Below are 23185 nucleotides of genomic sequence, written 5' to 3'. Positions count from 1 at the left end.
CCCGCCCCCTTATTTGTTTTCAAAGGCCGCGTCCCGCTTCTCCAGGAAGGCTTTCATACCCTCCTTCTGGTCGGCGGTGGCGAAGCACATGGCGAAGAGCTCGTTTTCCAGGGCGATGCCGTCGTCGATGTCCATCTGCATCCCCCGGTCGATGCAGGCCTTGGAGTACTTCACGGCGATGGGGGCGTTCTTAGCGAAGGACCGGGCCAGCTCCATGGCCTTGTCCATCAGCTCCTCCGGGGCGCAGACGGCGTTGACGAGCCCCATCCGCTCGGCCTCGTCGGCCTTCACCATCCGGCCGGAGAAGATCAGCTCCTTGGCCTTGGCCGTCCCCACCCGGCGGGGCAGCCGCTGGGTGCCGGAGAAGCCGGGAGTGATACCCAGGCCCACCTCGGGCTGGCCGAACTTGGCCTTCTCGCTGGCCAAAATAATATCGCAGGACAGGGCCAGTTCGCAGCCGCCCCCCAGGGCGAAGCCGTTCACCGCGGCGATGGTGGGGATCTCCAGCTTTTCGATGCGGCGCATAAGGGCGCTGCCCCGCTGGCCCCACTTCCGGCCTCCGGCCAGGTCCAAGGGCTGCTGCTCCCCGATGTCCGCCCCGGCTACGAAGGACCGGCCCGCGCCGGTGAGGATGAGGCCCAGCAGGGTCCCGTCCCCCTCCACCTCGCCAATCACCTGCTCCAACTCAGTGATGACGGTGGAGTTGAGGGCGTTCAGCGCCTCGGGCCGGTCGATGGTGAGGATGCCGATGTGGTCCTTCTTTTCATAATGGATGGTTTGATACATGACGAAAACCTCCTTATTTTTTCACTGCCCATATCTGTTGCAATCGGCGTGCCAATTTTTTCGGCCCCTCTCCCCCCGTTTGGGGGCATTTTTTGTCCTTTGAGGGCGGTTTTCTTTCTCCAGAGCAATGGGTTATTCATCTTTGAATAGCCCTTTCACCCGCCTTCTCTCTGTTGTTTTTGTGGAAGCCCTCCAAATGCCATCCGCAAAAATTGTTGTTTCCCACCAAAAAAGCCCTCTTTCTATTCACTTTTGAATATGCTATACTCAAAAGTGAATAGAAAGAGGGAGGTTATCCCCTTGAGCAGAGAAAATAAAGCAGATATTTTTTCCGACGATATCGACCTGAAATGCCTGTTCGACATCATCAACCCGGAGAACAACCTGGTGCTGGCCGACGACATGATGCTCTCCGCTGCCGACGGCACCATCCTGCGGGTCTCCGAGACTTACGAGCAGAACTTTGGCTTCGCCCACGGCTCCATCGTGGGGAAGTCCGCCTTCGACCTGGAGGCCGACGGCACCTTCTCCCCCTGCATCACCGCCCGGGTCATCCGGGAGCGGAGCAAGGTCATCACCACCCAAACCATCAACCGCACCCACAAGAACGTGATGACGGTGGGCATCCCCCTCTTCGACAGCCGGGGGACGCTGAAATACGCCGTGTGCTTCAACACGGTGTCCATGGAGCAAATCAACACCATCCTTCGTAACTACCACGACCTCCAGGAGTCGGTGGAGCAGTACACCGCCGAGCTGGCCGAGCTGCGCACCCGGGCCACCGCCACGGGCAAGCTGGTTTTCCGCAGTCCGGCTATGCAGCGGCTGTGGACCCTGATGCAGAATACCGCCAACACCAAGGCCAACATCCTCATCACCGGGGAAACCGGCGTGGGCAAGTCCGCCGTGGCCAAGACCATCCACAAGATGAGCGGCCGGGCCGACGGCCCCTTCATCGAGGTCAACTGCGCCGTCCTCCACGAAAACCTCATCGAGTCCGAGCTCTTCGGCTACGAGAAGGGGGCCTTCACCGGGGCCTCCTCGGCGGGGAAAATCGGCAAAATCGAGCTGGCCAACCACGGCACCCTCTTCCTGGACGAGATCGGCGAGCTGCCCACCCACATCCAATCCAAGCTCCTCCAACTCATCCAGGAAAAGACCATTGAGCGGCTCTCGGGCACCAAAAAAATCGAGCTGGATTTCCGCCTCATCGTCGCCACCAACCGGGATTTGGAGGAGGAAGTGCGCAAGGGCCTGTTCCGCTCCGACCTCTTCTACCGGCTCAACGTCATCCGCATGCACATCCCGCCCCTCCGGGAGCGGACCGAGGACATCCTGCCCCTGGCCCACCAATTCCTCAGCCGGTTTTCCCAGGAGTACGGCAAGACCCTGAGCTTTTCCCCCCGGTTTCCGGGCTTCCTGGAGAGCTGTCCCTGGCCGGGGAACGTCCGGGAGCTGGAAAACCTGGTGGAGCGGGTGGTCATCACCGCCCAGGGGCCCATCGTCGACCTGACCGACCTGCCCCCTGAACTCTCCGGCCCTGCCGGGCCCCAGGCCGTCCAGGCCGCCGGGCCCCTTTCCCGGCGGATGGACGACTACGAGCGGCAGATCATTTTGGATTCCTACGCCCGGAACAAGACCACCGTGGCCGTGGCGAAGGAGCTGGGGATCTCCCAGGCCACCGCCGCGCGGAAAATCGCGAAATACACAAGGGAGTAACTCTGGTTTCCCACGGGTACTGGCGTCCCGTAACGTCAGCTTAGGGCCACTGGATGTATGCGCAGTCGTTGAAGTTGAAGGGCAAAGCGAAATCAATGAAGAGAGCCCATCTTCTATTACGCACGCCCTTAGCCTTCCCCACGGGGTTGGCTGTCCGTTGGCGGCTGCGCCGCTTACGGACAGCTCATGCCCTGCGGGTAGAAGGTGGCAGCCCGAAGGGCTGACGGATGAGGGGCCATAGCGTGAAGAAAACTTGCCAGTGGCAAGTTTTTAGCGGTGGCCGGCCAGCTATGCTGGCCGGGGACGTATGGGGATAAGTTCCCCTCATCAGTCTCGCTTCGCTCGACAGCTTCCCCCAGGGGAAGCCTTTGTCCTGCCCCTGGAAAAGAATCCAAACAAGGAGTCCCCAGTCTCCACTCTCGTGAAAAAACCCTGCCGTCGGCTCTCCCGCCAAAAATGAAGGAAGCCCGGAGCTTACCGCTCCGGGCTTCCTCTTATCGTTTCATATTTTTGACCATTAAATGCACCGCTTCCAACTGCTTGGCGTCCAGGTGCTTCAGATCGGCGATGAGTTCCCGCAGATAGGCCGGGTTTTCTACTTCATCGTCAAAAAACTCTTTGGGGGTAATGCCAAAGTAATCGCACAACTGCAAAAATCTAACCATAGAGGGCAAAGACTTTCCACTGGTAATGTCCTGAATGTAGTTGTCGTTCCATCCAAGATATTTACTCAATTTGCGCTCTGAAATATTCTTTTGTAAACGAAGCTGTGTGATTCGTTTGCGAATATCATTAGCATCCATACTCTCACCCCGCGAATGATTGTACCTTGTAATCTTCATCAATCTGACAGATTTATTCTTGTTACTTTATTGACTCGCAAGAATGTATCTGTTATATTTATTGATGTAGGGGAGTAAATCTATGGATGATAAATCTGAAGAATACTATTTAAACCAACTCTTCCTTGCCACGGAGCCGCTCTCCTTGGAAAAAAAGCGCAGACTGTGGAAGCAGACTGTCTTTAACCTCCTGTCAGACCCGGACCCCACCCAGGCCGGCATCCTTCTGGAGCTTCGGCGGGATAAGGATTCCCCGCCTAGCGCCAGGGATTACTACGCTTATATGCTGGACCGTATCTCCACAGGGCTTTTTATAGATGGCCTCCTCGCCAAAAAGAAGCGCCGGGACCAGCACCGGCGGGCAGGAAAGGCCATGCGAAAAAAGGCCCTTGGCGGCAAGCCGCCTCGTGGACGGCGGAGATTTATTCAGGAAACCACCCAGCGTTTCCTGTCCCGTGCGGGCATCACAGGGGAAGATATTTCAGAGGGAGAGCGTTGTTTCCGGGAATGGGAGGAGAGAAACAAAAAAACGAAGGCTGAGTGCCTTCGTCTCCTCCCCTATTTCACGCCGGACACATAAAAAGATGGGCGGGGCAAATTGCCCCGCCCGTCTTTTAACTGTTTCAGTTCTCGGTCACGATGCCGGTCAGATCCACCGGCGTGGCGTCGCTCCACAGCCGCTCCAGGTCGTAGAACTCCCGGGCCTCCTCGTTGAAGATGTGGACCACCACGGCGGAGAAGTCCAGCAGCACCCAGGTGCCGCCCCGGTGGCCCTCCACGTGGTGGGGGACCTCCCCGGCCTCCTCCTTCATGGCCTTCTCGCAGGCGTCGGCCAGGGCCTTGATCTGGGTGGTGGAGGTGGCGGAGCACAGGACGAAATAATCGGCCAGGGTGGTCAGGTGACCGGTCTCCAGCACCTTGATGTCAAGCCCTTTCTTGCTGTCCAACGCTTTGGCCAGCAGAAGGGCCACCTCTTTGGGGGTATTCATAGGCAATTTTCTCCTTTTATCTCTCAGCGTTACACTCCGGGCGGGAGCAGGGGCTCCTCCTCCACCGGCTGGGTGGCGGGGGGCGGCGTGGGCTCCGGCGGGGCAGTGGCGGGGGGCTGGCTCTCCGCCGGGGCCGGGGAGGGCTCCGCGCTGGCGCTGGGGTTGGGCGCGGCGCTGGCTTTGGGGCTCTCACTGGGCCTGGGCGTGGTGGTCACCCCCGGCGGGGCCACCGGCTCGTCCCCGTTGGGGGTGTTGGTGGGCGTGGGCGTCTGGGAGGCGTCCGGGCTCTCGGAAGGCTCCGTGTCCGGCGTCTCCGAGGGCTCGGCGCTGGGGGTGGATTTGGCGGGCAGGTCGATGCTGGTGACGATGTCCAGCTCGTGGGAACGGATATCTTCTTTATAGGGATTGAAGCCCGCGTTGACCGCCTTCAAAAGCTCACTGGCCACGGGCAGGACGTGGGAGCCGTCCCCGGCGTTCTTCCAGGGCATGGTGATGAATTCCACGTTGTCCATGTCCAGCCCGCCCACGGCGGACTTGGCAAAATAGGTCATGTTGGACACGCTCAGGTTGGTCACCACGTTCTTCTGGAAGATGGTGATATACTCCCCAAGGTTGGTGAGGATCACCTCGGGCCGGAGGCATTTTTTGATGATGGCCTTCATGAAATCCTGCTGGGTCTGGATGCGGCCCAGGTCCCCGTTGGCGTAGCCGGAGTTGAGGATATGCCCGCTGTCGTCGGAGTTGTGGCGCCAGCGGATGAGCTGCATGGCCTGCTCGCCGTTTAGGTGCTGCATCCCGGGCTGAAGATCGATCTTGAAGCCCTGGGACAGGTCGTTGTAGTACATCCGCCGGGGCACATCGAACTCCACCCCGTCGATGGCGTTCACCAGCTCCCCCACGGCTTCCCACTGGACGATGACGTGGTAGTCCACCGGGATGCCGGTGAACTCCTCCACTTCTTTCTTCAGGGCCGCGATGCCCTTGCCGTCCCTGCTTCCCCCGGCCCGGTTGTAGACCGAGTTCAAGAGCACCTTGCGGCCGTTATAATTGACGAAGGTGTCCCGGGGCAGGCTCATGACGTTCAAGGTCTGGTTGGGCACGTCGTAGGCCGCCAGCATCATGGTGTCGGTGTTACCGCCGCCAAAGGTATCTTGCCCCACCAGCAGGAAGGTATAAAACTCTTTTTTCCGGTCGGCGGACAGGCCCGGGACCTCTACCTCGATCTCCTCCCCCGTCTCCGGATCCACTGTGGTAGTGGTCTGAGGCGGACGGGTGATATTGGGGGTATCCACGTCCGGCGGGGCGGAGAAGATGTTCCAGAGCACGAACGCCGCCACTATGATGGCCGCCACGACGGTGGCGACCACAAAAATCCGGTGACGGATCAGATCCTTCCCCGTGCGCTTGGGCCTGGGGCTCCCGCTCTTCTGTCCGGCGGTCCGGCGGCGGGGGGCGCCCCCAGTCTCTTTGGGCAGGCGCTTGCCGCCCTTGTTGTCTCTTTCTTGGCTCATAGGCGTTTGATTTATCCTTTCCGGTGTTCCAGCAGCCAGTCCCGGGCGCCCTGGGTATTCCGATGGATGGGCACGCCCCGCTCATTGAGGTCGTCGATGCTCATCTCCAGCCCCATCAGCAGGGCCGCGTCCAAATCCTCGTAACAGAGCTTCCGCAGCTCTTCCACGCCGGGGAAATCCCGGTTGGGTTCCATGTAGTCGGCCAGATAGACGAGCTTTTCCAGCAGCGTCATGTCCGCCTTGCCGGTGGTGTGGTAGTAGATGGCCCAGTAGACCTCGTCCGGCTGGCCGAACACATGGCGGGCCAGAGCGGCCCCCGTTTTGGAGTGCAGGAGCTTCACGCTCACCCGCTCCAAATCATCCAAAACGATACCATATTCCTCACAAATTTGCAACTGTTGTTCCAAACTGTAATATTTTGTACAATCATGTAAGATCCCCGCCCGGCGGGCCAATTCCTCGTCGGCCCCCCAGCGGCGGGCCAGGCGGACCGCCTCTTCCTCCACGCCGCCCACGTGGGCGATGCGCTTGGCCTTCATCATGGAGTAGGAACAGGCCCGGAGCTGTCCGTCGGTGAGGCGCTTCAAATCGGCGTGGGTGCCGTAGAGTCCCCGGCGCAGGATGTAGCCGTAGACGGCGGGGGACAGGTATCCGCTCCCCTCTCCCCGCTCCAGCAGCTCCCGCAGCTGGGTGGAGGACACGGGGGTGATCTGGGGCAGCTGGATGGTCCGCACATCGGCGCCGAAGGTGTCGCGGAGGTACTTGGCCTGGACGGCCAGCAGCTCCCCCGAGTCCGACTGGGTCCGGGAGAAGGCGCACAAATGGGCCAGGGAGCAGATGACCTCCGGCTCGTGCCAGTTCTGCAGGGTGAGGAACATGTCGGTCCCCATCAGCAGCCACAGCTCGTCGTCCGGGAACCGCGCGTGAAATTCCCGCAGGGTGTCCGAGGTATAGCTCTTCCCCCCCCGGCGCAGCTCGGTGCCGTCCACCTCCACCGCGTCCTTCAGGAGCATCCCGTCGGCGGCGATGGCGGTCATGGCCAGCCGGTCCTCAGCCGTGGGTGAGCCCTCCGGCAGCACCTTGTGGGGCGGCTCCCCCGCAGGAACGAACAAGAGCTTCTCCAGCCCCAACGCCTCCATGGCGAACCGGGCCGAGGTCAGATGCCCCAGATGAGGCGGGTTGAAGGTCCCGCCGTAGATACCGATTTTCACGCTGGACGCCCCCTTCCCTGTCTCATTTCACCAGCAGGATCTTGTCCTTTTTCTCCTTTTTGTGGCTTTGACGATAGAGAATGAATTTTGTTCCAATGACCTGGACCACCTCGCTGCGGGTGGCTCTGGCCAGGGCCTCGGCGGCCTCCCGGGCGGTGAGCTCCGAGGTCTCCAACACCCGGCACTTGATGAGCTCCCGGGCCTCCAGGGCCTCCTCGGCCTGCTGGATGAGGTTCTCCCCCAGATCGCCCTTCCCGATGTGGACCACGGGGTCCAGGCTGTTGGCCATGCCCCTGAGCTGGGCGCGCTGTTTACTGGTCAGTTCCATGCAGATAATTCTCCAATTCCGTTTTAAATTTGGCGAGGGCCCGTCCCCGGTGGGAAATGGCGTTCTTCTCCTCCGCCGTCATTTCGGCAAAGGTCTTTTTGTATTCGGGGACGAGGAAGATGGGGTCGTAGCCGAAGCCGTCCTCCCCCCGGGGCGCGTAGGTGATGATGCCGGGGCACTCCCCCCGGGCGGTAAGCACCGTCCCGTCGGGGAAGGCGCAGCAGATGCAGGAGACAAATTTGGCGCTGCGGTCCAGCTGGCCGCTGAGCCCCGTCAGCACCAGGCGGTAGCGCTCCTGGTCCGTCAGCCCCGGCCCGCCGTACCGGGCGGAGTAGACGCCGGGGCCGCCCCCCAGGGCGGTGACGCAGAGCCCGGAGTCGTCGGCGATGGCGGGCAGGCCCGCGGCCGCGGCGACGGCCTGGGCCTTGAGGGCGGCGTTGGCCTCGAAGGTCTCGCCGGTCTCCTCCACGTCCACGTCCACCCCCACGTCGGACTCCAGCACCACCTCCACGCCCATGTGGCCCAGGATATCCTTCATTTCCACCAGCTTATGGGGGTTCTTGCTGGCCAATACCATCTTCATGGTCTCAACCTCCCAGAGCGGCCTTCTGTATGGCCTGGATCTCGCGGATCCCCTTGGCGCACAGATCCACCAGGGCCCGCTGTTCCTCAATGGTGAAGGCCCGGCCCTCGCCGGTGCCCTGGAGCTCCACCAGCTTCCCCGAGCCGGTCATGACGCAGTTCAGGTCCACCTGGGCGGCGGAGTCCTCCTCATAGCACAAATCCAGCAGGAGCTGGTCGTTGACGATGCCCGCCGACACGGCGGACACGCAGTCGATGAGGGGCATCTCGGGGATGGTCCCGTCCTGGACCAGCTTATAGAGTGCCAGGGACAGGGCCACGAAGCCGCCGGTGACGCTGGCGGTGCGGGTCCCCCCGTCCCCCTGGAGCACGTCGCAGTCCACGGTAATGGACCGCTCCCCCAGCTTCTTCATGTCCACGCAGGCCCGGAGGGAGCGGCCCACCAGTCTTTGGATCTCGGCGGAGCGGGGGGAGAGCTTCAGCTTGGCGATGTCCCGCTTGGAGCGCTCCCGGTTGGCCCGGGGGAGCATGGAGTACTCCGCGGTGACCCAGCCCTCCCCCTCGGGGACGTGGGGCGGAGTGCGGTCCTCCACGCTGGCGCAGCAGAGCACGTGGGTGTTGCCGCAGCGGATGAGGCAGGAGCCCTCCGCGAATTTGTTGATGCCGGGGATGATCCCGATGGGGCGCAGCTGATCGCCGGCCCGGCCGTCGATACGGGACATGTCCATTCCTCCTGACATATGATGATCTCTGTTTGATCCGCGGGGTGGTCTCAGATCAGGGCTTCCACGAACTGGGGCGCGTCGAAGGGCATCAAATCGTCCACGCCCTCCCCCACGCCGATGAATTTCACAGGCACACCCAGCTCCTGGGCGATGGCCACCACGATACCCCCCTTGGCGGTGCCGTCCAGCTTGGTGAGCACCACGCCGGTAAGGCCCGCGGTCTCCTTGAACTGCCGGGCCTGGATGAGGCCGTTCTGGCCGGTGGTGGCGTCCAGCACCAGCAGGGTCTCCCGGCTGGCCCCGGGCAGCTCCCGGTCGATGACCCGGGAAATCTTGCCCAGCTCGTTCATCAAATTCTGCTTGTTGTGGAGCCGCCCGGCGGTATCCACCAGCACCACGTCGGCGTTCCGGGCCTTGGCGGCGGTGAGGGCGTCAAAGACCACTGCGGCGGGGTCGGCCCCCTCGCTCTGGCGGACGATATCCACCCCCGCCCGCTGGGACCAGATCTCCAGCTGGTCGGCGGCCGCCGCCCGGAAGGTGTCCCCGGCGGCCATGAGCACCCGCCTGCCGTCCGCCTTCAGAGCGGCGGCAAGCTTGCCGATGGTGGTGGTCTTTCCCACCCCGTTGACCCCGATGAAGAGGCACACGGCGGGGCGGCTGGTCAGATCCAGTTCCCCCCGGCCCACGGTGAGCATGTCGGTCAAGATGGCCTTCAGGGCATCCCGGGCCTCGGGGGCGGTTTTGATCTTTTCCTCCTTGGCTCTCTGCCGAAGGGCCTCGCTGGCCGCCAGAGCGGTGTCCACCCCCATGTCGGAGAGGATGAGGGTCTCCTCCAGCTGATCGTAAAAATCGTCGTCCAGTTCCCCGGCGAAGAGCTGGTCGAAGGAGTGTCCGATATTTTCCTTGGTGCGGGTCAGCCCCGCCTTGATCTTTTCAAAAAAGCCCAAATGTCAGTCCTCCCGTCTTACTCGTGCAGGCCTTCCCCGCACTTGGGGCACTTTTCCGCCTCGGTTGGCAGCTCCCGCAGATATTGGCCGCAGTGGGGGCAGCGGTGGAATTTCCGCTCCAGCGCGAAGGCCGCCACCAGGGCCGCCAGCGCCAGGCCGGTGAGCAGGGGAAGGTCCAGAAACAGCCCCAGCGCCAGCAACAGGATGGCGGCCACCATCAGCGCGCTGGTGGTCTTTTTCAATGTTTTGAAGTCCAAATGCGTTTCTCCCGTCGTTATTTGATGTTCAGCTCTTTCTCCACGTCGTTCAGGTTGATGGACAGCATCCGGCTGACTTCCCCAACGGGCCTGCGGCCCGCCGGGGGCCCCTATACATTTCAAATGCTCGGTCGGCAAAGCCTCCCTGCGCAAATCCTCCGCTTCGCTTCGGATTTACGGTGCTTATCGTGCCGCCCCATCTGCGATGGGGCCCCATAACGTCACTTGATGTTCAACTCTTTTTCCACGTCGTTCAGGTTGATGGACAGCATCCGGCTGACGCCCTGCTCCTGCATGGTGACGCCGTACAGGGTGTCGGCCTCCTCCATGGTGCCCCGGCGGTGGGTGATGACGATGAACTGGGTGTTGGCGCACATCAGGCGCATATAGTGGGCGAACCGCCGGACATTGGAGTCGTCCAGGGCGGCCTCGATCTCGTCCATCACCACGAAGGGGGTGGGCCGGACCTTCAAAATAGCGAAATAGAGGGCGATGGCCACGAAGGCCTTCTCCCCGCCGGAGAGCAGGGTGATAATCTTCAGGCTCTTCCCCGGGGGCTGGACCTTGATCTCGATGCCGCAGTTCAGGATGTCGTCGGGGTCATCCAGCTCCAGGGTGGCCTTGCCGCCGCCGAAGAGCTCCAGGAAGGTCTGCTGGAAGGCCTCGTTGATCTTCACGAACTGCTCGCCGAAAATGCGCTCCATCTCCCCGGTGACGTCGGCGATGACCTTCTCCAGATCGGCCTTTGCTTTGCGCACGTCGTCCCGCTGGTCGGTAAAGTAAGTATACCTCTCATTGATCCTGGTAAACTCGTCAATGGCATCCAGATTGATATTGCCCAGGCCTGAGATGGCTCTTTTCAGCTCCCCCACCCGGCGCTGGGCCTTGGGCACGCTCTCCAGCTCCACCCGCTGGGCCTTGGCCGCCTCGTGGGAGAGCTCATAGGTCTCCCAGAGTTTATCCAGGATTTGCTTTTCCTCCATCTCGGCGGTGGTCTTTTTCTGTTCCAGAACGGAGACCTCCCGCTCCATGGCCAGCAGCTCACTGTTTTTATCCCGGCTGGCCTTGTCCGCCTGGGTGCGGCTGCCCTCCAGATCCAGCTTCTCCTGGTTGAGCCGGGCGATGTCAGCCTGCCGGGCGGCATTCTCAGTCTTGATGGACTGGAGGCGTTCCTCTTTTTCCCGGATCTGCCCGCTCAATTCCTCGTTCTGGGCCTTCAATTCCTCGATGCGGCGGGAGCGGTCCTCCCGGTCCCCCACCATGTCCCGGCGCAGCTCCTCCAATTCCTGGAGGGCCTTTTCCGACGCCTGTCCCTCGGCCTCCAGGGCGGCTTTCTGGGCGTTGAGGAGGGCGATTTGGCCGCTGATGGCCTCGTTTTTCTCCCGCAGCTCGTTCTGCCCCTGGGCCTTGCCGTCGGCCTCCGCCCGGAGCGCGGCGGCCGAGCCCTCCAGCGCCTCGATGCGGGCCCGGGCGTTGGCGGTGTCCGCCTCGGTGCGCTCGGCCCGCTGGGCCAGCTGTTCCAGCTCGCCCTTCAGCTCGTCCCGCTGGCGCTCCAGGTCGGCTACCTGGGCGGCCAGATGGCGCTCCCGCTCCTCCAGCTTCAGGATATCGTCCTCGTGCTGGCGCTGCTGGGCCTGGGCGGCGTCCATCTCATACTGGGCGCCGGTGACCTCCCGCCGGGCCTCCTCCAGCTCCTTGGCGGCGGCGGAGAGCTTCTCCCGGATGCCCCCCTCCTGCTCCCGCAGGCGCTCCAGCTCCCCCTGGCGGGACAGGATGCCCGCCGTCCGGGAGGCGGAGCCGCCGGTCATGGAGCCGCCGGGGTTCAACACCTGGCCGTCCAGGGTGACAATCTTCAATCTGTGATGGTATTTCCGGGCCATGGCGATGGCGGCGTCCATGTCCTCCGCCACCACGGTGCGGCCCAGGAGGGAGGAGAACACCACCTCATATTTTTTGTCGCACTCGATGAGCTCGTCACCCATGCCCACGAAGCCCGGCTCATCCACCACGCCAGTGTCCCGGAACTCGCTGGGCCGGATGGCGTTCAGGGGCAGGAAGGTACAGCGCCCCCCGTCCCGGCGCTTGAGGTACTGGATGGCGGCCTTGCCGTCCTCCTCCCGCTCCACCACGATGTTCTGCATGGCGGCGCCCAGGGCGGTCTCGATGGCCACGGTGTACTCCCCGGACACCCGGAGAAGCCCCGCCACGGGGCCCAGGATGCCCTTCATCTGCCCCCGCTCGGACTCCCCCATCACCAGCTTCACCGCCTTGGAGTATCCCTCGTAGAGCTTCTCCATCTCGGTGAGCATATGGATGCGGGACTGGAGGGCGTTGGCCTCCATCTGGAGCTTCACGTGCCGCTCCTCGGCCTCCTTGGCCTTCCGGTTCCGCCCGTCCAGCCGGAGGGCGTAGCCGCTGATGATGTTTTTGATGGAGTCCCGGTCCTCCCGGGCCTGGTCCAGCTCCTTTTTGGCCGCCTTCCGCTCCAGCTGGGCGCTCTCCAGCCGCTCTTCCCCGGCGGCCAGCTCCTGCCGCACCGCCTCGTCCCGGTCCATGACCTCCTGGGCGGCGGCGGCCAGGGCGGAGAGGAGAGCCTTGGCCTCGGCGGCGGAGGCAGTCTCCACCGCCTCCTTCTGCCGCAGGGCCTCCATCTGGGCGGCCAGGGTCCCGGCGTTCCGGCCCAGCTCGTCGGCCTCGTCCTGGCGGGCGCGCAGCTGCTCCTCCAGCGCCGCGGTCTCCTGGACGATGCGCTCCAGCCTTTCCCGGCGCTGGCCGATCTGCTCCCCAATGGAACCGGCCCGGCCCTCCTGGGCCTCCAGCTCCCGCTGGAGCCGGTCGGTGTTCTCCAGGTTGTTCTGGATGTTGGCCTTCAAAACGGCGATGGCGTTCTCACACTCGTTGGCGTCGGCCTGCCGCCCCATCATCTCGAAGCGGATGCCCTCCACGTCCATGTCCTTCTGGCGCATCTGGGCGGAGATCTCCTCGGCGGCGGCGTAGAGCTTCTCCACCTGGGCCTGGGTCTCCTCCTTCTGGCGGACGGCGTTCTCATAGTCCGACTGGAGCTTGATGGCGCCGGTGCGGATGTGCTCCAGCTGTTCCAGCCACAGGGAGATCTCCAACCCCCGCAGCTCGTCCCGGAGGATGAGGTACTTCTTGGCCTTCTCCGCCGACACCCGCAGAGGCTCCACCTGGAGCTCCAGCTCGTCGATCTTGTCGTTGATGCGGGTCAGGTTTTCCTCGGTCCGCTCCAGCTTGCGCTCCGCCTCCTCCTTCCGGTGGCGGTAGCGGGAGATGCCGGCGGCCTCCTCAAAGACCTCCCGGCGGTCGGCGGACTTGACGGACAAGATCTCATCGATCTTGCCCTGTCCGATGATGGAGTACCCCTCCCGGCCCAGGCCCGTGTCCATGAACAGCTCGTTGACGTCCTTGAGCCGCACCGAGCGGCGGTTGATGTAGTACTCGCTCTCCCCGGAGCGGTAGTACCGCCGGGTGACCATGACCTCGCTCTCGTCCATGTTGGGGAAAATGTGCTCGGTATTGTCCAGCACGAGGGAGACCTCGGCGAAGCCAAGCTGCTTACGCTTGGCGGTGCCGCCGAAGATGACGTCCTCCATCTTGCCCCCCCGGAGGGCCCGGGTGGACTGCTCCCCCATGACCCAGCGGATGGCGTCAGAAATATTCGATTTGCCCGACCCGTTGGGCCCCACGATGGCGGTGATGTCCTCCCCGAAGGAGAGGACGGTCTTGTCGGGAAAGGATTTGAACCCCTGGACTTCCAAGGCTTTTAAGTACAAGGCGTACACCTCGCAGTATAAATGGTTATGAATAAGATATTATATCAATTTTTGCCCCCCAATGCAAACTCTTTTCACTGTCTTGAAGCGGGACCTTCCCCGTGTTAAGATAGCCTTGTCCCGTCTGACAGCGGCGGGCAGAGAAAGTCACGACACAAGCGGACGAATCCGCTATTCTGAGATCAGGCGGAAGGGGGAGAGAGATTTGAACTGGATCACCGGGATACAGCGGGCCATCGACTATGTGGAGGACAACCTCACCGGGGAGCTGGACTATGAGGAGATCGCCAAACGGGCCTGCTCCTCCAGCTTCTACTTTCAGCGGGTGTTTTCCATCCTGTGCGGCGTCACCCTGGGGGAATACATCCGCGCCCGGCGGCTCACCCAGGCGGGGACCGAGCTGACCGCCGGGGAGGCCAGGGTGGTGGACACGGCTCTCAAATACGGCTATGACAGCCCTGAGAGCTTCGCCCGGGCCTTCACCCGGTTCCACGGCCTCACGCCGTCCCAGGCCAAGCTGCCCGGCGTCAAGCTCAAATCTTTCTCCCGCCTTCATGTCAAATTGATATTGGAAGGCGGCCATACCATGGACTACAAAATCGTGAAAAAAGAGGCATTCCGTGTGCTGGAGAAGGTCAAGTGGTTCCCGGAGGACGAGGAGCTGCGCCAGGCGGAGATCCCAGCGTTCTGGAACCAGGCCCGCAAGGAGGGCGTGATCCCCACCCTCTGCCGCGCCGCTTCGGCGGAGCCCGCGAAAAAGATCCTGGGCATCTGCTACGGCACTTCCCGGGGTGAGGGGGAGCCCCGGCAGTTCCCCTACTCCATCGCCGTCGGGTACAGCGGGCGGGAGCCGGCCCCCGAGGGGTTCCGGGTGAACACCATCCCCGCCGCCACCTGGGCGGTCTTCCCCTGCCGGGGGGCCATGCCCCAAGCCATCCAAGACACCTGGCGGCGGATCTACGCCGAATTCTTCCCCACCGCCGACTACGCGCCCACGGGCGGCATCGACATTGAGGCCTACTCCGACGGAGACATGTCCTCCCCCGACTACGAGTGCGAGATCTGGGTCGCGGTGGAACGGAAATAAAATCACGGCGCCCCCGCCCGCCATTCGCGGACGGGGGCGCCGCGGTCTTGTCCTTCCCGCCCCGGCGTGGTATGATGGAAAAAAGGGGGTGAGGGGATGAGGCGGTTCCGGGAACGGGTCTTTCCCATCCTGGCGGTAGGACTCTACCTCTGGTTCCTGATCCTGGACCTGACCCGGTGGGGGGATTCCACCTGGGTGAAGTTCGCCGCCATCTGCCTGTGCCTTCTGGCCTCCCTCACCGGTCTGGGGACCGCCGACGGGCGGCTGGTGGCCCTGGCATTGTGCTTCACCGTGGGAGCCGACTGGTTCCTGCTGGTGCTGGACAGCCGCTATGAGGCGGGGGTCACCCTCTTCCTGGTGGTCCAGCTCCTCTACGCATACCGCCTCTACCGCCACCGGGGCGGGTGGATCAGCCGGTACGCCCTCTTCCGTTTGGCGGGCCTCGCCGCCCTGATCGTCTCCGCCCTGTCGGGCCGGGATATCTTCCCCGCCCTGTCCCTCTTCTATTTTTCCAACCTGGCGGCCAACGCCTGCGAGTCCGCCCTCCCCTTCGTCACCAGCAGGCCCTCAGACGTCCTGAACCACCCTCTGCGAAACCGCTTTTCACTTGGGCTGTGCCTCTTCGTCGCCTGCGACCTGTGCGTGGGCGGGTGGAACCTGGGGATCCTGCCCAGCTTCACCCGGGTGGGCATGTGGCTGTTCTACCTGCCCTCCCAGGTCTTGATCGTCCTCTCCCAGCAAATGAAAGGAGACCCCTATGAAACCTTCTAAACCCCTCTCTATCCTCTGTTCCCTCTTTCTGGCCCTGTTCCTGCTGACGGCCGCCATCGCCGCCCCCATCCTCTGCCGCCCCTTCTACTACGCCCAGATCGACAGCCTGGCCCTCCCCCAGCGGACCGGCTGGAGCGAGGATACCATCCGGGACGCCTTCGACGAGGTGATGGACTACTTAGTGAAGGACGCCCCCTTCGGCACCGGGACGCTGAAATGGTCGGAGAGCGGCAGGGCCCATTTTGCCGACTGCAGGGATCTCTTCCGGCTGGACTTCATTCTCCTGGGGACCAGCGCCGCGGCGCTGGCCGTGCTGGCCTTAACCTTAAAGCTGGGACGGCGCTCCGCCTACCGTTTTTGGGGCCGGGACCCCGCCTTCTGGGCCATGGCAGGGATGCTGGTTTTCTTCCTCGTCCTGGCGGCCTGGGCCCTTCTGGACTTTGAGGGGCTCTTCACCGCCTTTCACACCGTCTTCTTCCCCGGCAAGACCAACTGGATCTTCGACGCCGGCACCGACCAGATCATCCGCATCCTCCCCGAGGCCTTCTGGGCCCGGGCGGGAGCCCTGGTCCTGGGCCTGGCCCTGGGCGGAGCGGTGCTGGTGACCCTGATCACCGAGCTGGTCCACTGGCGCCGGACGCCCAAGAACGTGTATGAGGAAGCCAGAGCCCTCTGAGGCGCAAAAAAAGCGGGCATCCCGGCCGGGATGCCCGCTTTCCAGTGTTCCGTTATTGATCCAGCCTGGCGATGGCCGCACGGGCCGCCATCTGCTCGGCCTCTTTCTTGCTGTGGCCGGTGCCCTCGCCCACCTTTTGGCCGTTGAGGTCCACCTCAACGGAAAAGACCTTGGCGTGGTCGGGGCCGCTCTCACCAGTGAGCCGGTAGGTCAGCACTTGGCCGCTCTCCCGCTGGACCAACTCCTGGAGGGTGGTCTTGTAGTCCCGGCTGGCGCTCTTCTCGGTCTCCTTGTCCAGGATGAACCGCTGGATGATCTTCCGGGCCTCCACCAGCCCGCCGTCCAGGTAGACGGCGGCCAGCACCGCCTCCACGGCGTCGGCCCGGATGGAGGGCCGCTCCCGGCCCCCGCCGGCCTCCTCGCCCCGGCCCAGCTTCAGGTAGGCCCCCAGGTCCAGCAGATCGGCCACCTCCACCAGGCTCTCCTCGCACACCAGGGCCGCCCGGGTCCGGGTCAGGTCCCCCTCCGGGAGGTCGGGGTGCTCCTTGAAGAGGAAATCCGCCGTCACCATACCCAGCACCGAGTCCCCCAGGAACTCCAGCCGCTCGTTGCTGCCCAGAGCCCCCCGGTTCTCGTTGGCGTACGAGCTGTGGGTCAGGGCGTTTTCCAGCAGGGCCCGGTCCTTGAAGTGGTAGCCCAGCTTGGCCTCCAACGTCTCCATGCTCACTCGCCCAGCTTGGCCTTGAGATAATTCACCAGATCGCCCACGGTGGAGACGTTGGTGAGGTCCTCCTCGCCCATCTCCTCGATGTCGAACTCCTCCTCCAGGGCCATGGAGAGCTCCACGATATCCACGGAGTCGGCGCCCAGGTCCTCGAAGCTGGTCTCCTCGGTGATGTCGGCCGGTTCCATGCCAAACTGCTCGGAGAGCAGCTTCGCCACTGTCTCAAAAATCATAACTGATCGAACTCCTATCCCTTTGTACTGTTTCCAGGCATTATGATAATAGGCAATCTCTTCCTGCCTGTCAAGGGGGAAATCAAATTTTCTCCGCCTCGGCCCCGGCTCTGATCACCGGCAGCTTCATATACTCGATGTTCTCGGTGATGCTCTCAATAATGCCCGCCCCGGCGAATTTGGCCGCCTGGGCGATGGCGTTCTTGATGGCGTAGTCGTCGGAGGAGCCGTGGGCCTTGATGACCGGCCTGGAGATGCCCACCAGGGCGGTGCCCCCCACCTCCCGGGAGTCCAGGGTCTTTTTCAAATCCTTCAGACCCCCGGAGACGAATACCGCCGCCAGCTTGGTAAGGAGATTCTTCTTGAACATGGCCTTCAGCTTGCCGTTGAGGAAGAGGGCGGTGCCCTCCATGGTCTTGAGGAAGATGTTGCCGGAGTAGCCGTCGCAGACGATGACGTCCACCGCCCCCAGCATGGCGTCCCGGGCCTCCACGTTGCCGGTGAAGTGGATGCGGCCCTCCTCCCCCGCCTTTTTCAGCAGGGCGTAGGCCTCCCGCTGGAGGTCGGTGCCCTTGCCCTCCTCGGCGCCGATGTTCAGCAGGCCCACCCGGGGCTCCGGGCGGCCCATGATGTGCTCGGCGTAGTAGGAGCCCATGAAGGCGAACTGGAGGAGGTACTCCGGGGTGCACTCGGCGGTGGCGCCGCAGTCGATGAGGATGGCCCCGCCGTTGGGGGTGGGGATCTGGGGGGCCAGGGCCGCCCGGCGGATGCCCCGGATGCGCTTGGTGACCAGGGTGGCGGCGGAGAGCAGGGCCCCGGTGGACCCGGCGGAGACGAAGGCGTCCCCCTTGCCGTCCTTCACCAGGTTGAGCCCCACGGTGAGGGAGGAGTCCTTCTTCTCCTTGAAGGCGGTGGCGGGGTTGTCCTCCATATCCACCACCTCGGAGGCGTGGACGATCTCGATGCCCGGCGGGGGGGCGTCGCAGCCCAGGACCTTGAGGGCGGAGAGGATGTCGTCCCCACGGCCCACCAGGGTGACCTCCACGCCCAGGTCCCGGACGGCCTCTACCGCGCCCTTGACGTTGGACTGGGGGGCGTTGTCGCCGCCCATGGCGTCTACGATGATCTTCATTTGAATTACCTCCTTGGTGATTGGGGAAGAGTGGTCTTTTTATTGGCTGACTGATTGCACGTCAAACGTGCGCTTATCTGGGGGACATTTCTTTTCCCGAGGAAAAGAAACGCCGCCCCAGACCCCCAAAGAAAAGTCTCTGGTGCAGCCTTGCACGCAGTTTCCCTTTCTAGTAGCAGGTCTACTGCCTGTTGATAGGGGGAAAAGCACGGGAGCATCTGTACGACACGTGGTCCTTCTTGCGCCGCTCGCCGCTGACGTGTTCTTGATACAAGCTGGTCCTGCTCTTAGCCTTCCCCTCGGGGGAAGGTGGCAGCCCGGAGGGCTGACGGATGAGGGGAACTGAGGAAAACACGAAAGGCTCTGCTAGAGAGATAAGTTCCCCTCATCAGTCTGCTTCGCAGACAGCTTCCCCCAGGGGAAGCCTAAGACCTGCCGAACCCCGGCGGCGCTACGAAGTGCGGCGGCGGGGTTTTCCCACGCTCTTGTGTACAGCCTGGGGTGGTTTCCAAAGGAGGGAGACCGCAGTCCCCCTCCTTTGGCCGTTGAGAGAGGGGGGCCAGGGGGAGAGAGAGTCGGAACTCTCTCCCCCTGGTGTCCTTTCGCTTCCTTTCCCACAGGGGAAAGGAAGGCCCCTGGCAGGGCCGTGCCCTGTCAACACTCGTCAGAAAGGCCTAAGAGATAATCGGCGGAAACGTGGTAGTGACGGCAAATAAGGGCTAGTTTTTCAATCGTCGTCCCTCTTCGCCCGCTCTCCATATCGCTGATTTGACTGGGGGAAACATCAAGAAGTTCTCCTAACTTCTTTTGGCTTTCACCAGCCTTTATGCGCACTTGACGCAGGCGCTCCGAAAACACTTCCACTTTTCCACCAACTTTCTATTGACATTATCCGCTATTAGCGATACTATAATATCGCTAATAGCGAGGTGATAATTATGGACATTACCAACGAATTCCCCAAGTTTCTCTCAGAAATGGTCGAAAGCCTGTTTGGTACAAACAAACGTTATACTGAGCTGTGCCACTTGGAAGGAGACGCCATCACTGCCATTTCCGACCTGATTGGCGAGGAGTATACCGACCGGCTCATCGGCATCCAGGCAGACTGCATGGCCTTCGAGCGGATGTACTGTTTCCTGCTCGGTCTGCGCCTGGGGGCGGAATTATTGAATTATTAACCCCGCCAGGGCGTCCAGGGCGCGTTGAGAGATGGCGGCGTTCTTCTCCCGCTTACCCTTGATCTTGTAGCCCAGAGGGGGCAGGATGCCGAAATTCACGTTCATGGGCTGGAAGTCGGTGACGCTCTCGTTGGAGATATAGAGGGCCAGGGCCCCGATGGCGGTCTCCTGGGGGAAATCCGCCGGGGCCTTCCCCTCCAGCCGTCTGGCCAGCTCGATGGCGCACAGGACGCCGGAGGCGGTGGACTCCACGTAGCCCTCCACGCCGGTGATCTGCCCGGCGAACATGAGGCGGGGGGCCTCCTTCACCTGGTAATAGCGGTTCAAAAAGCCGGGGGAGCGCAGATAGGTGTTGCGGTGCATCACCCCATAGCGCAAAAACTCGGCGTTTTTCAGGGCGGGAATCATGGAGAACACCCGCTTCTGCTCCGGCCATTTCAGATGGGTCTGGAAGCCCACCAGATTGTAGACGCTGCCCTGGGCGTTGTCCTTTCTGAGCTGGACCACGGCGTAGGGCTCCCGGCCGGTCCTGGGGTCCTTGAGGCCCTTGGGCTTGAGGGGGCCGTAGCGCAGGGTGTCCTCCCCCCTTCTCGCCATGACCTCCACGGGCATACAGCCCTCAAAGACGCTCTTGTCCTCGAAGCCGTGGACCTCAGCCTCCTGGGCGGCGGTGAGCTCCTTCCAGAACGCAAAATACTCCTCCCGGGAGAGGGCGCAGTTGATGTAGTCCGCCGTGCCCTTGTCGTAGCGGGAGGCGAACCAGGCATGGTCCATGACCACGCTCTCAAAGGACACCAGGGGGGCGGCGGCGTCAAAGAAATTGAGGGTGGCGCTCTGTGGGAAAGCGGCGTGGATGGCGGCGGTGAGCCCCTCCGAGGCCAGGGGCCCGGCGGCGATGATGACGTTCCCCTCCGCCGGGAGGGCGGTGACCTCCCCCTCCACCACGGTGATGAGGGGGTGGCTTCTGATCTTCTCCGTCACGGCGGCGGAGAAGGCGTGGCGGTCCACCGCCAGGGCGCCCCCCGCCTCCACCCGGTGGGCGTCGGCGCAGGAGAGGATGAGGCTGTCCAGGCGGCGCAGCTCCTCCTTCAAAAGGCCCACGGCGTTTTCCAGTTGGTCGGAGCGCAGGGAGTTGGAGCAGACCAGCTCGGCGAAGTCCGGGCTGTGGTGGGCGGGGGTCATCCGCTGGGGCTTCATCTCGTGAAGCTCCACGGGGACGCCGCGCTTCGCCAGCTGCCAGGCGGCCTCACAGCCTGCCAACCCGGCGCCGATGATGATGACGGGTTCCATGGGTGGGGCCTCCTCTCCGGCGGGCGGTCACGCCCGCTTATTCCTTCGTCTTTTTGGCTGTGGTCTTCTTCGCGGCGGTCTTTTTCGCCGCCGGTTTCTTGGCGGCGGGTTTCTTGGCCGCCGGCTTTTTCGCCGGGGCCTTTTTGGCGGCGGCCTTCTTCGCCGGGGCTTTCTTTCCCTCCCCGGGGGCCTCCGCCCCCTCGGCGGGCGCCTTCTCCCCCTGGCCGTCGGTTTTCTTTTTATAGTAGCCCCGCTGGTCCTCGGGCAGGAAATCCGGACAGTCGGGGTTGGCGCAGAAGGGCTTCTTGGCCCCACGGCCCGAGCGCTTGAACATGGTCTTGCCGCAGGTGGGGCAGTTGTCCGCCACCGGCACGTCCCAGGTCATGAAGTCGCACTTTTCGTGGGGGTTGCCCTCCTTGACCACGTTGAACTCGCAGCCGTAGTAGGTATAGCCCCGCTTGGAGGTCTTTTTCAGGATGCGGCCCCCGCACTTGGGGCACTTGCCCGGCATTTCCACCACGATGGGCTGGGTGTGGCCGCACTCGGGCCAGCCGGGACAGGCCAGGAACCGGCCGAACCGGCCGGACTTGAACACCAGGTTCCGCCCGCACAGGGGGCAGATCTCGTCGGAGACCTCATCGGGGACCTTGATGCGCTCCCCGTCCAGGTCGTTTTCCGCTTTCTCCAGCTCCTTGGAGAAATCCCCGTAAAAGTGCTTCAGGAGGGCCTTCCAGTTCTCCTTGCCCTGCTCCACCTGGTCCAGACGGCTCTCCATCTGGGCGGTGAAGTCATAGTCCAGGATGTCGGGGAACTTATCCTTCATCAGGCCCGTGACCACCTCTCCCAGGGGGGTGGTGCGCAGATACTTCCCCTCCTTCACCACGTACTCCCGGCTCTCGATGGTGGAGATGGTGGGGGCGTAGGTGGAGGGGCGGCCGATGCCCTTTTCCTCTAGGGCCTTGATGAGGCTGGCCTCGGTGTACCGGGCGGGAGGCGTGGTGAAGTGCTGCTCGGGCTTGAGGGCCTTCAGGTCCAGGGCCTCCCCCTCCTTCAAATCGGGCAGGGGGGACTGGTGGACCTCGTCCTCCTCGTCCTTGCCCTCCACGTAGACGGCGGTGTAGCCGGCGAACTTGAGGGCGGTGTGGTTGGCCCGGAAGCGGTAGCCGGCGGAGGCGGCCTCGATGGTGACGGAATCGTAGACGGCGGAGGACATCTGGCAGGAGAGGAAGCGGCTCCAGATGAGCTTATAGAGCCGGAACTGCTCGCTGGTGAGGTCCTTCTTGATGTCCTCGGGCACCAGGTTCACGTTGGAGGGCCGGATGGCCTCGTGGGCGTCCTGGGCGCCGGATTTGGCCTTATAGTGCCGGGTCTCCGGAGGATAGTAGTCCTTGCCGTAGCGCCCCAGGATAAAGTTCCTGGCGGCGTCGATGGCCTCGTCGGACAGCCGCAGGGAGTCGGTTCTCATATAGGTGATAAGACCCACGGTGCCCTCGCCGGTGATGTCCACGCCCTCGTAGAGCTGCTGGGCGATGGCCATGGTGCGCCGGGGGGCCATGCCCAGCTTCCGGGACGCCTCCTGCTGGAGAGTGGAGGTGGTGAAGGGGGGCGAGGGGTTGCGGGTCTTGTCCTGGCGCTTGACGCCGGTGACGGTGAAGGGCTCGTTCTTCACCGCCTCCATAACGGTGTTGACCTCCCCTTCACTGGTAAGTTCCTGCTTTTTCTCCTTGCCGTAGAACCCGGCGGTGAACCGGCCCACGTTGGGTTTCACACGCTCCAGGTCGGCGTCCAGGGACCAGTACTCCTGGGGGACGAAGGCCCGGATCTCCTCCTCCCGCTCGCACACAAGGCGGGTGGCCACGGACTGGACCCGCCCGGCGGAGAGGCCCCGGCGGATCTTCTTCCACAGCAGGGGGGAGATCTGGTAGCCCACCACCCGGTCCAGCACCCGCCGGGCCTGCTGGGCGTCCACCAGGTCCATGTCGATCTGCCGGGGGGCGGCGATGGACTCGTTGACCACCTTCTTGGTGATCTCGTTGAAGGTCACCCGGTAGGTGCTCTCGTCGGGGAGCTTCAACAGTTCCTTCAAATGCCAGGAGATGGCCTCGCCCTCACGGTCGGGGTCGGTGGCCAGAAAGACTTTGTCGCTCTTCTTGGCGGCCTTCTTCAAATCCGCGATAATGTCTTCCTTGCCCTTGATGGGCTGGTAATCCACGGCGAAATCCCGGTCGGGGTCCACGCCGATCTTGCTCTTGGGCAGGTCCCGGACGTGGCCCATGGAGGCCTTGACCTCAAAGCCGGGGCCCAGATATTTGGTGATGGTCTTCGCCTTTGCCGGGGACTCCACGATCACAAGGTTCATATTTGTTTTTGTAGCCACATTATACCTCCGGGGTTCTATCA

23 protein-coding genes are annotated in these 23185 nt (G+C 63.1%); 6 read left to right on the top strand and 17 right to left on the bottom strand.

Going from position 1 to position 23185, the window contains the following annotated elements; all coding sequences use genetic code 11:
* Positions 1 to 9: 9 nt before the first annotated feature.
* Positions 10 to 786, bottom strand: coding sequence for an enoyl-CoA hydratase-related protein (locus tag AAEU42_RS12155; protein WP_342233832.1), 777 nt, complete (start codon positions 784 to 786; stop codon positions 10 to 12).
* Positions 787 to 1086: 300 nt separating this feature from the next.
* Here AAEU42_RS12155 and AAEU42_RS12150 point away from each other — a divergent pair, with 300 nt between their 5' ends.
* Positions 1087 to 2505, top strand: a complete 1419-nt coding sequence (locus AAEU42_RS12150) for a sigma-54 interaction domain-containing protein (RefSeq protein ID WP_342233831.1) — start codon at positions 1087 to 1089, stop codon at positions 2503 to 2505.
* Positions 2506 to 2999: 494 nt separating this feature from the next.
* Here the strand turns inward: AAEU42_RS12150 and AAEU42_RS12145 are convergent, their stop codons facing one another.
* Positions 3000 to 3308 carry a helix-turn-helix domain-containing protein gene (locus tag AAEU42_RS12145; protein ID WP_342233830.1) on the bottom strand — a complete coding sequence of 103 codons (309 nt, stop codon included), beginning with the start codon at positions 3306 to 3308 and terminating at the stop codon, positions 3000 to 3002.
* A gap of 322 nt (positions 3309 to 3630) precedes the next feature.
* On the opposite strand from AAEU42_RS12145, the gene AAEU42_RS12140 reads away from it, so the two are divergent.
* Positions 3631 to 3927 carry a hypothetical protein gene (locus AAEU42_RS12140; RefSeq protein ID WP_342233829.1) on the top strand — a complete coding sequence of 99 codons (297 nt, stop codon included), beginning with the start codon at positions 3631 to 3633 and terminating at the stop codon, positions 3925 to 3927.
* A gap of 43 nt (positions 3928 to 3970) precedes the next feature.
* Here the strand turns inward: AAEU42_RS12140 and rsfS are convergent, their stop codons facing one another.
* The 9 genes from rsfS to smc form a co-directional block, all read right to left on the bottom strand.
* Positions 3971 to 4336 (bottom strand): ribosome silencing factor, encoded by a 366-nt coding sequence (gene rsfS, locus AAEU42_RS12135; RefSeq protein WP_342233828.1) that lies wholly within the window; start codon positions 4334 to 4336, stop codon positions 3971 to 3973.
* A 29-nt stretch (positions 4337 to 4365) separates the two neighbouring features.
* Positions 4366 to 5847 carry an LCP family protein gene (locus tag AAEU42_RS12130; RefSeq protein WP_342233827.1) on the bottom strand — a complete coding sequence of 494 codons (1482 nt, stop codon included), beginning with the start codon at positions 5845 to 5847 and terminating at the stop codon, positions 4366 to 4368.
* A gap of 11 nt (positions 5848 to 5858) precedes the next feature.
* Positions 5859 to 7058, bottom strand: a complete 1200-nt coding sequence (gene nadD, locus AAEU42_RS12125) for a nicotinate (nicotinamide) nucleotide adenylyltransferase (protein ID WP_342233826.1) — start codon at positions 7056 to 7058, stop codon at positions 5859 to 5861.
* A gap of 22 nt (positions 7059 to 7080) precedes the next feature.
* Complete coding sequence (gene yhbY / locus AAEU42_RS12120) at positions 7081 to 7386, bottom strand: ribosome assembly RNA-binding protein YhbY (RefSeq protein WP_342233825.1); 306 nt, start codon at positions 7384 to 7386, stop codon at positions 7081 to 7083.
* Positions 7370 to 7969, bottom strand: a complete 600-nt coding sequence (locus tag AAEU42_RS12115) for an XTP/dITP diphosphatase (protein ID WP_342233824.1) — start codon at positions 7967 to 7969, stop codon at positions 7370 to 7372. The genes yhbY and AAEU42_RS12115 overlap by 17 nt, the downstream gene beginning before the upstream one ends.
* A gap of 4 nt (positions 7970 to 7973) precedes the next feature.
* The gene (rph, locus tag AAEU42_RS12110; RefSeq protein WP_342233823.1) at positions 7974 to 8690 is read right to left on the bottom strand and encodes a ribonuclease PH; all 717 of its coding nucleotides are present in this window, start codon (positions 8688 to 8690) and stop codon (positions 7974 to 7976) included.
* A gap of 50 nt (positions 8691 to 8740) precedes the next feature.
* Positions 8741 to 9640: a signal recognition particle-docking protein FtsY gene (gene ftsY / locus AAEU42_RS12105; RefSeq protein WP_342233822.1), complete on the bottom strand. Its 900-nt coding sequence runs from the start codon at positions 9638 to 9640 to the stop codon at positions 8741 to 8743.
* 17 nt (positions 9641 to 9657) lie between these two features.
* Positions 9658 to 9897, bottom strand: a complete 240-nt coding sequence (locus AAEU42_RS12100; protein ID WP_342233821.1) for a hypothetical protein — start codon at positions 9895 to 9897, stop codon at positions 9658 to 9660.
* A 221-nt stretch (positions 9898 to 10118) separates the two neighbouring features.
* Entirely contained in the window at positions 10119 to 13691 is a 3573-nt protein-coding gene (gene smc / locus AAEU42_RS12095; protein WP_425288218.1) for a chromosome segregation protein SMC, read from the bottom strand.
* A 205-nt stretch (positions 13692 to 13896) separates the two neighbouring features.
* Here smc and AAEU42_RS12090 point away from each other — a divergent pair, with 205 nt between their 5' ends.
* From AAEU42_RS12090 to AAEU42_RS12080, 3 genes are all read left to right on the top strand, one after another.
* Complete coding sequence (locus tag AAEU42_RS12090) at positions 13897 to 14778, top strand: effector binding domain-containing protein (RefSeq protein ID WP_342233819.1); 882 nt, start codon at positions 13897 to 13899, stop codon at positions 14776 to 14778.
* Positions 14779 to 14874: 96 nt separating this feature from the next.
* On the top strand, positions 14875 to 15549 hold the full coding sequence (locus tag AAEU42_RS12085) for a lysoplasmalogenase family protein (protein ID WP_342233818.1): 675 nt from the start codon (positions 14875 to 14877) through the stop codon (positions 15547 to 15549).
* Positions 15536 to 16225 carry a TIGR01906 family membrane protein gene (locus tag AAEU42_RS12080; RefSeq protein WP_342233817.1) on the top strand — a complete coding sequence of 230 codons (690 nt, stop codon included), beginning with the start codon at positions 15536 to 15538 and terminating at the stop codon, positions 16223 to 16225. The genes AAEU42_RS12085 and AAEU42_RS12080 overlap by 14 nt, the downstream gene beginning before the upstream one ends.
* Positions 16226 to 16277: 52 nt before the next feature.
* Here the strand turns inward: AAEU42_RS12080 and rnc are convergent, their stop codons facing one another.
* From rnc to AAEU42_RS12060, 4 genes are all read right to left on the bottom strand, one after another.
* The gene (rnc, locus tag AAEU42_RS12075; protein WP_342233816.1) at positions 16278 to 16946 is read right to left on the bottom strand and encodes a ribonuclease III; all 669 of its coding nucleotides are present in this window, start codon (positions 16944 to 16946) and stop codon (positions 16278 to 16280) included.
* A 2-nt stretch (positions 16947 to 16948) separates the two neighbouring features.
* Positions 16949 to 17182, bottom strand: a complete 234-nt coding sequence (gene acpP, locus AAEU42_RS12070; protein WP_342233815.1) for an acyl carrier protein — start codon at positions 17180 to 17182, stop codon at positions 16949 to 16951.
* Between the two features lie 82 nt (positions 17183 to 17264).
* On the bottom strand, positions 17265 to 18314 hold the full coding sequence (plsX, locus tag AAEU42_RS12065) for a phosphate acyltransferase PlsX (protein WP_342233814.1): 1050 nt from the start codon (positions 18312 to 18314) through the stop codon (positions 17265 to 17267).
* A gap of 654 nt (positions 18315 to 18968) precedes the next feature.
* Complete coding sequence (locus AAEU42_RS12060; protein ID WP_342234026.1) at positions 18969 to 19172, bottom strand: helix-turn-helix domain-containing protein; 204 nt, start codon at positions 19170 to 19172, stop codon at positions 18969 to 18971.
* 80 nt (positions 19173 to 19252) lie between these two features.
* Here AAEU42_RS12060 and AAEU42_RS12055 point away from each other — a divergent pair, with 80 nt between their 5' ends.
* Positions 19253 to 19495, top strand: coding sequence for a hypothetical protein (locus AAEU42_RS12055; RefSeq protein WP_342233813.1), 243 nt, complete (start codon positions 19253 to 19255; stop codon positions 19493 to 19495).
* Here AAEU42_RS12055 and trmFO read toward each other — a convergent pair.
* Both trmFO and topA read right to left on the bottom strand, forming a co-directional pair.
* A complete protein-coding gene (gene trmFO / locus AAEU42_RS12050) occupies positions 19481 to 20785 on the bottom strand; it encodes a methylenetetrahydrofolate--tRNA-(uracil(54)-C(5))-methyltransferase (FADH(2)-oxidizing) TrmFO (RefSeq protein ID WP_342233812.1) in 1305 nt (434 codons plus the stop codon). The two genes, AAEU42_RS12055 and trmFO, sit on opposite strands and share 15 nt — an antisense overlap.
* A 37-nt stretch (positions 20786 to 20822) precedes the next feature.
* Entirely contained in the window at positions 20823 to 23144 is a 2322-nt protein-coding gene (topA, locus tag AAEU42_RS12045; protein WP_342233811.1) for a type I DNA topoisomerase, read from the bottom strand.
* Between the last annotated feature and the right edge of the window lie 41 nt (positions 23145 to 23185).

It is taken from the genome of Pseudoflavonifractor phocaeensis, from assembly GCF_038439875.1.
Classification (GTDB): Bacteria; Bacillota; Clostridia; order Oscillospirales; family Oscillospiraceae; genus Vermiculatibacterium.
This window is presented reverse-complemented; position numbering and strand designations above follow the sequence as displayed.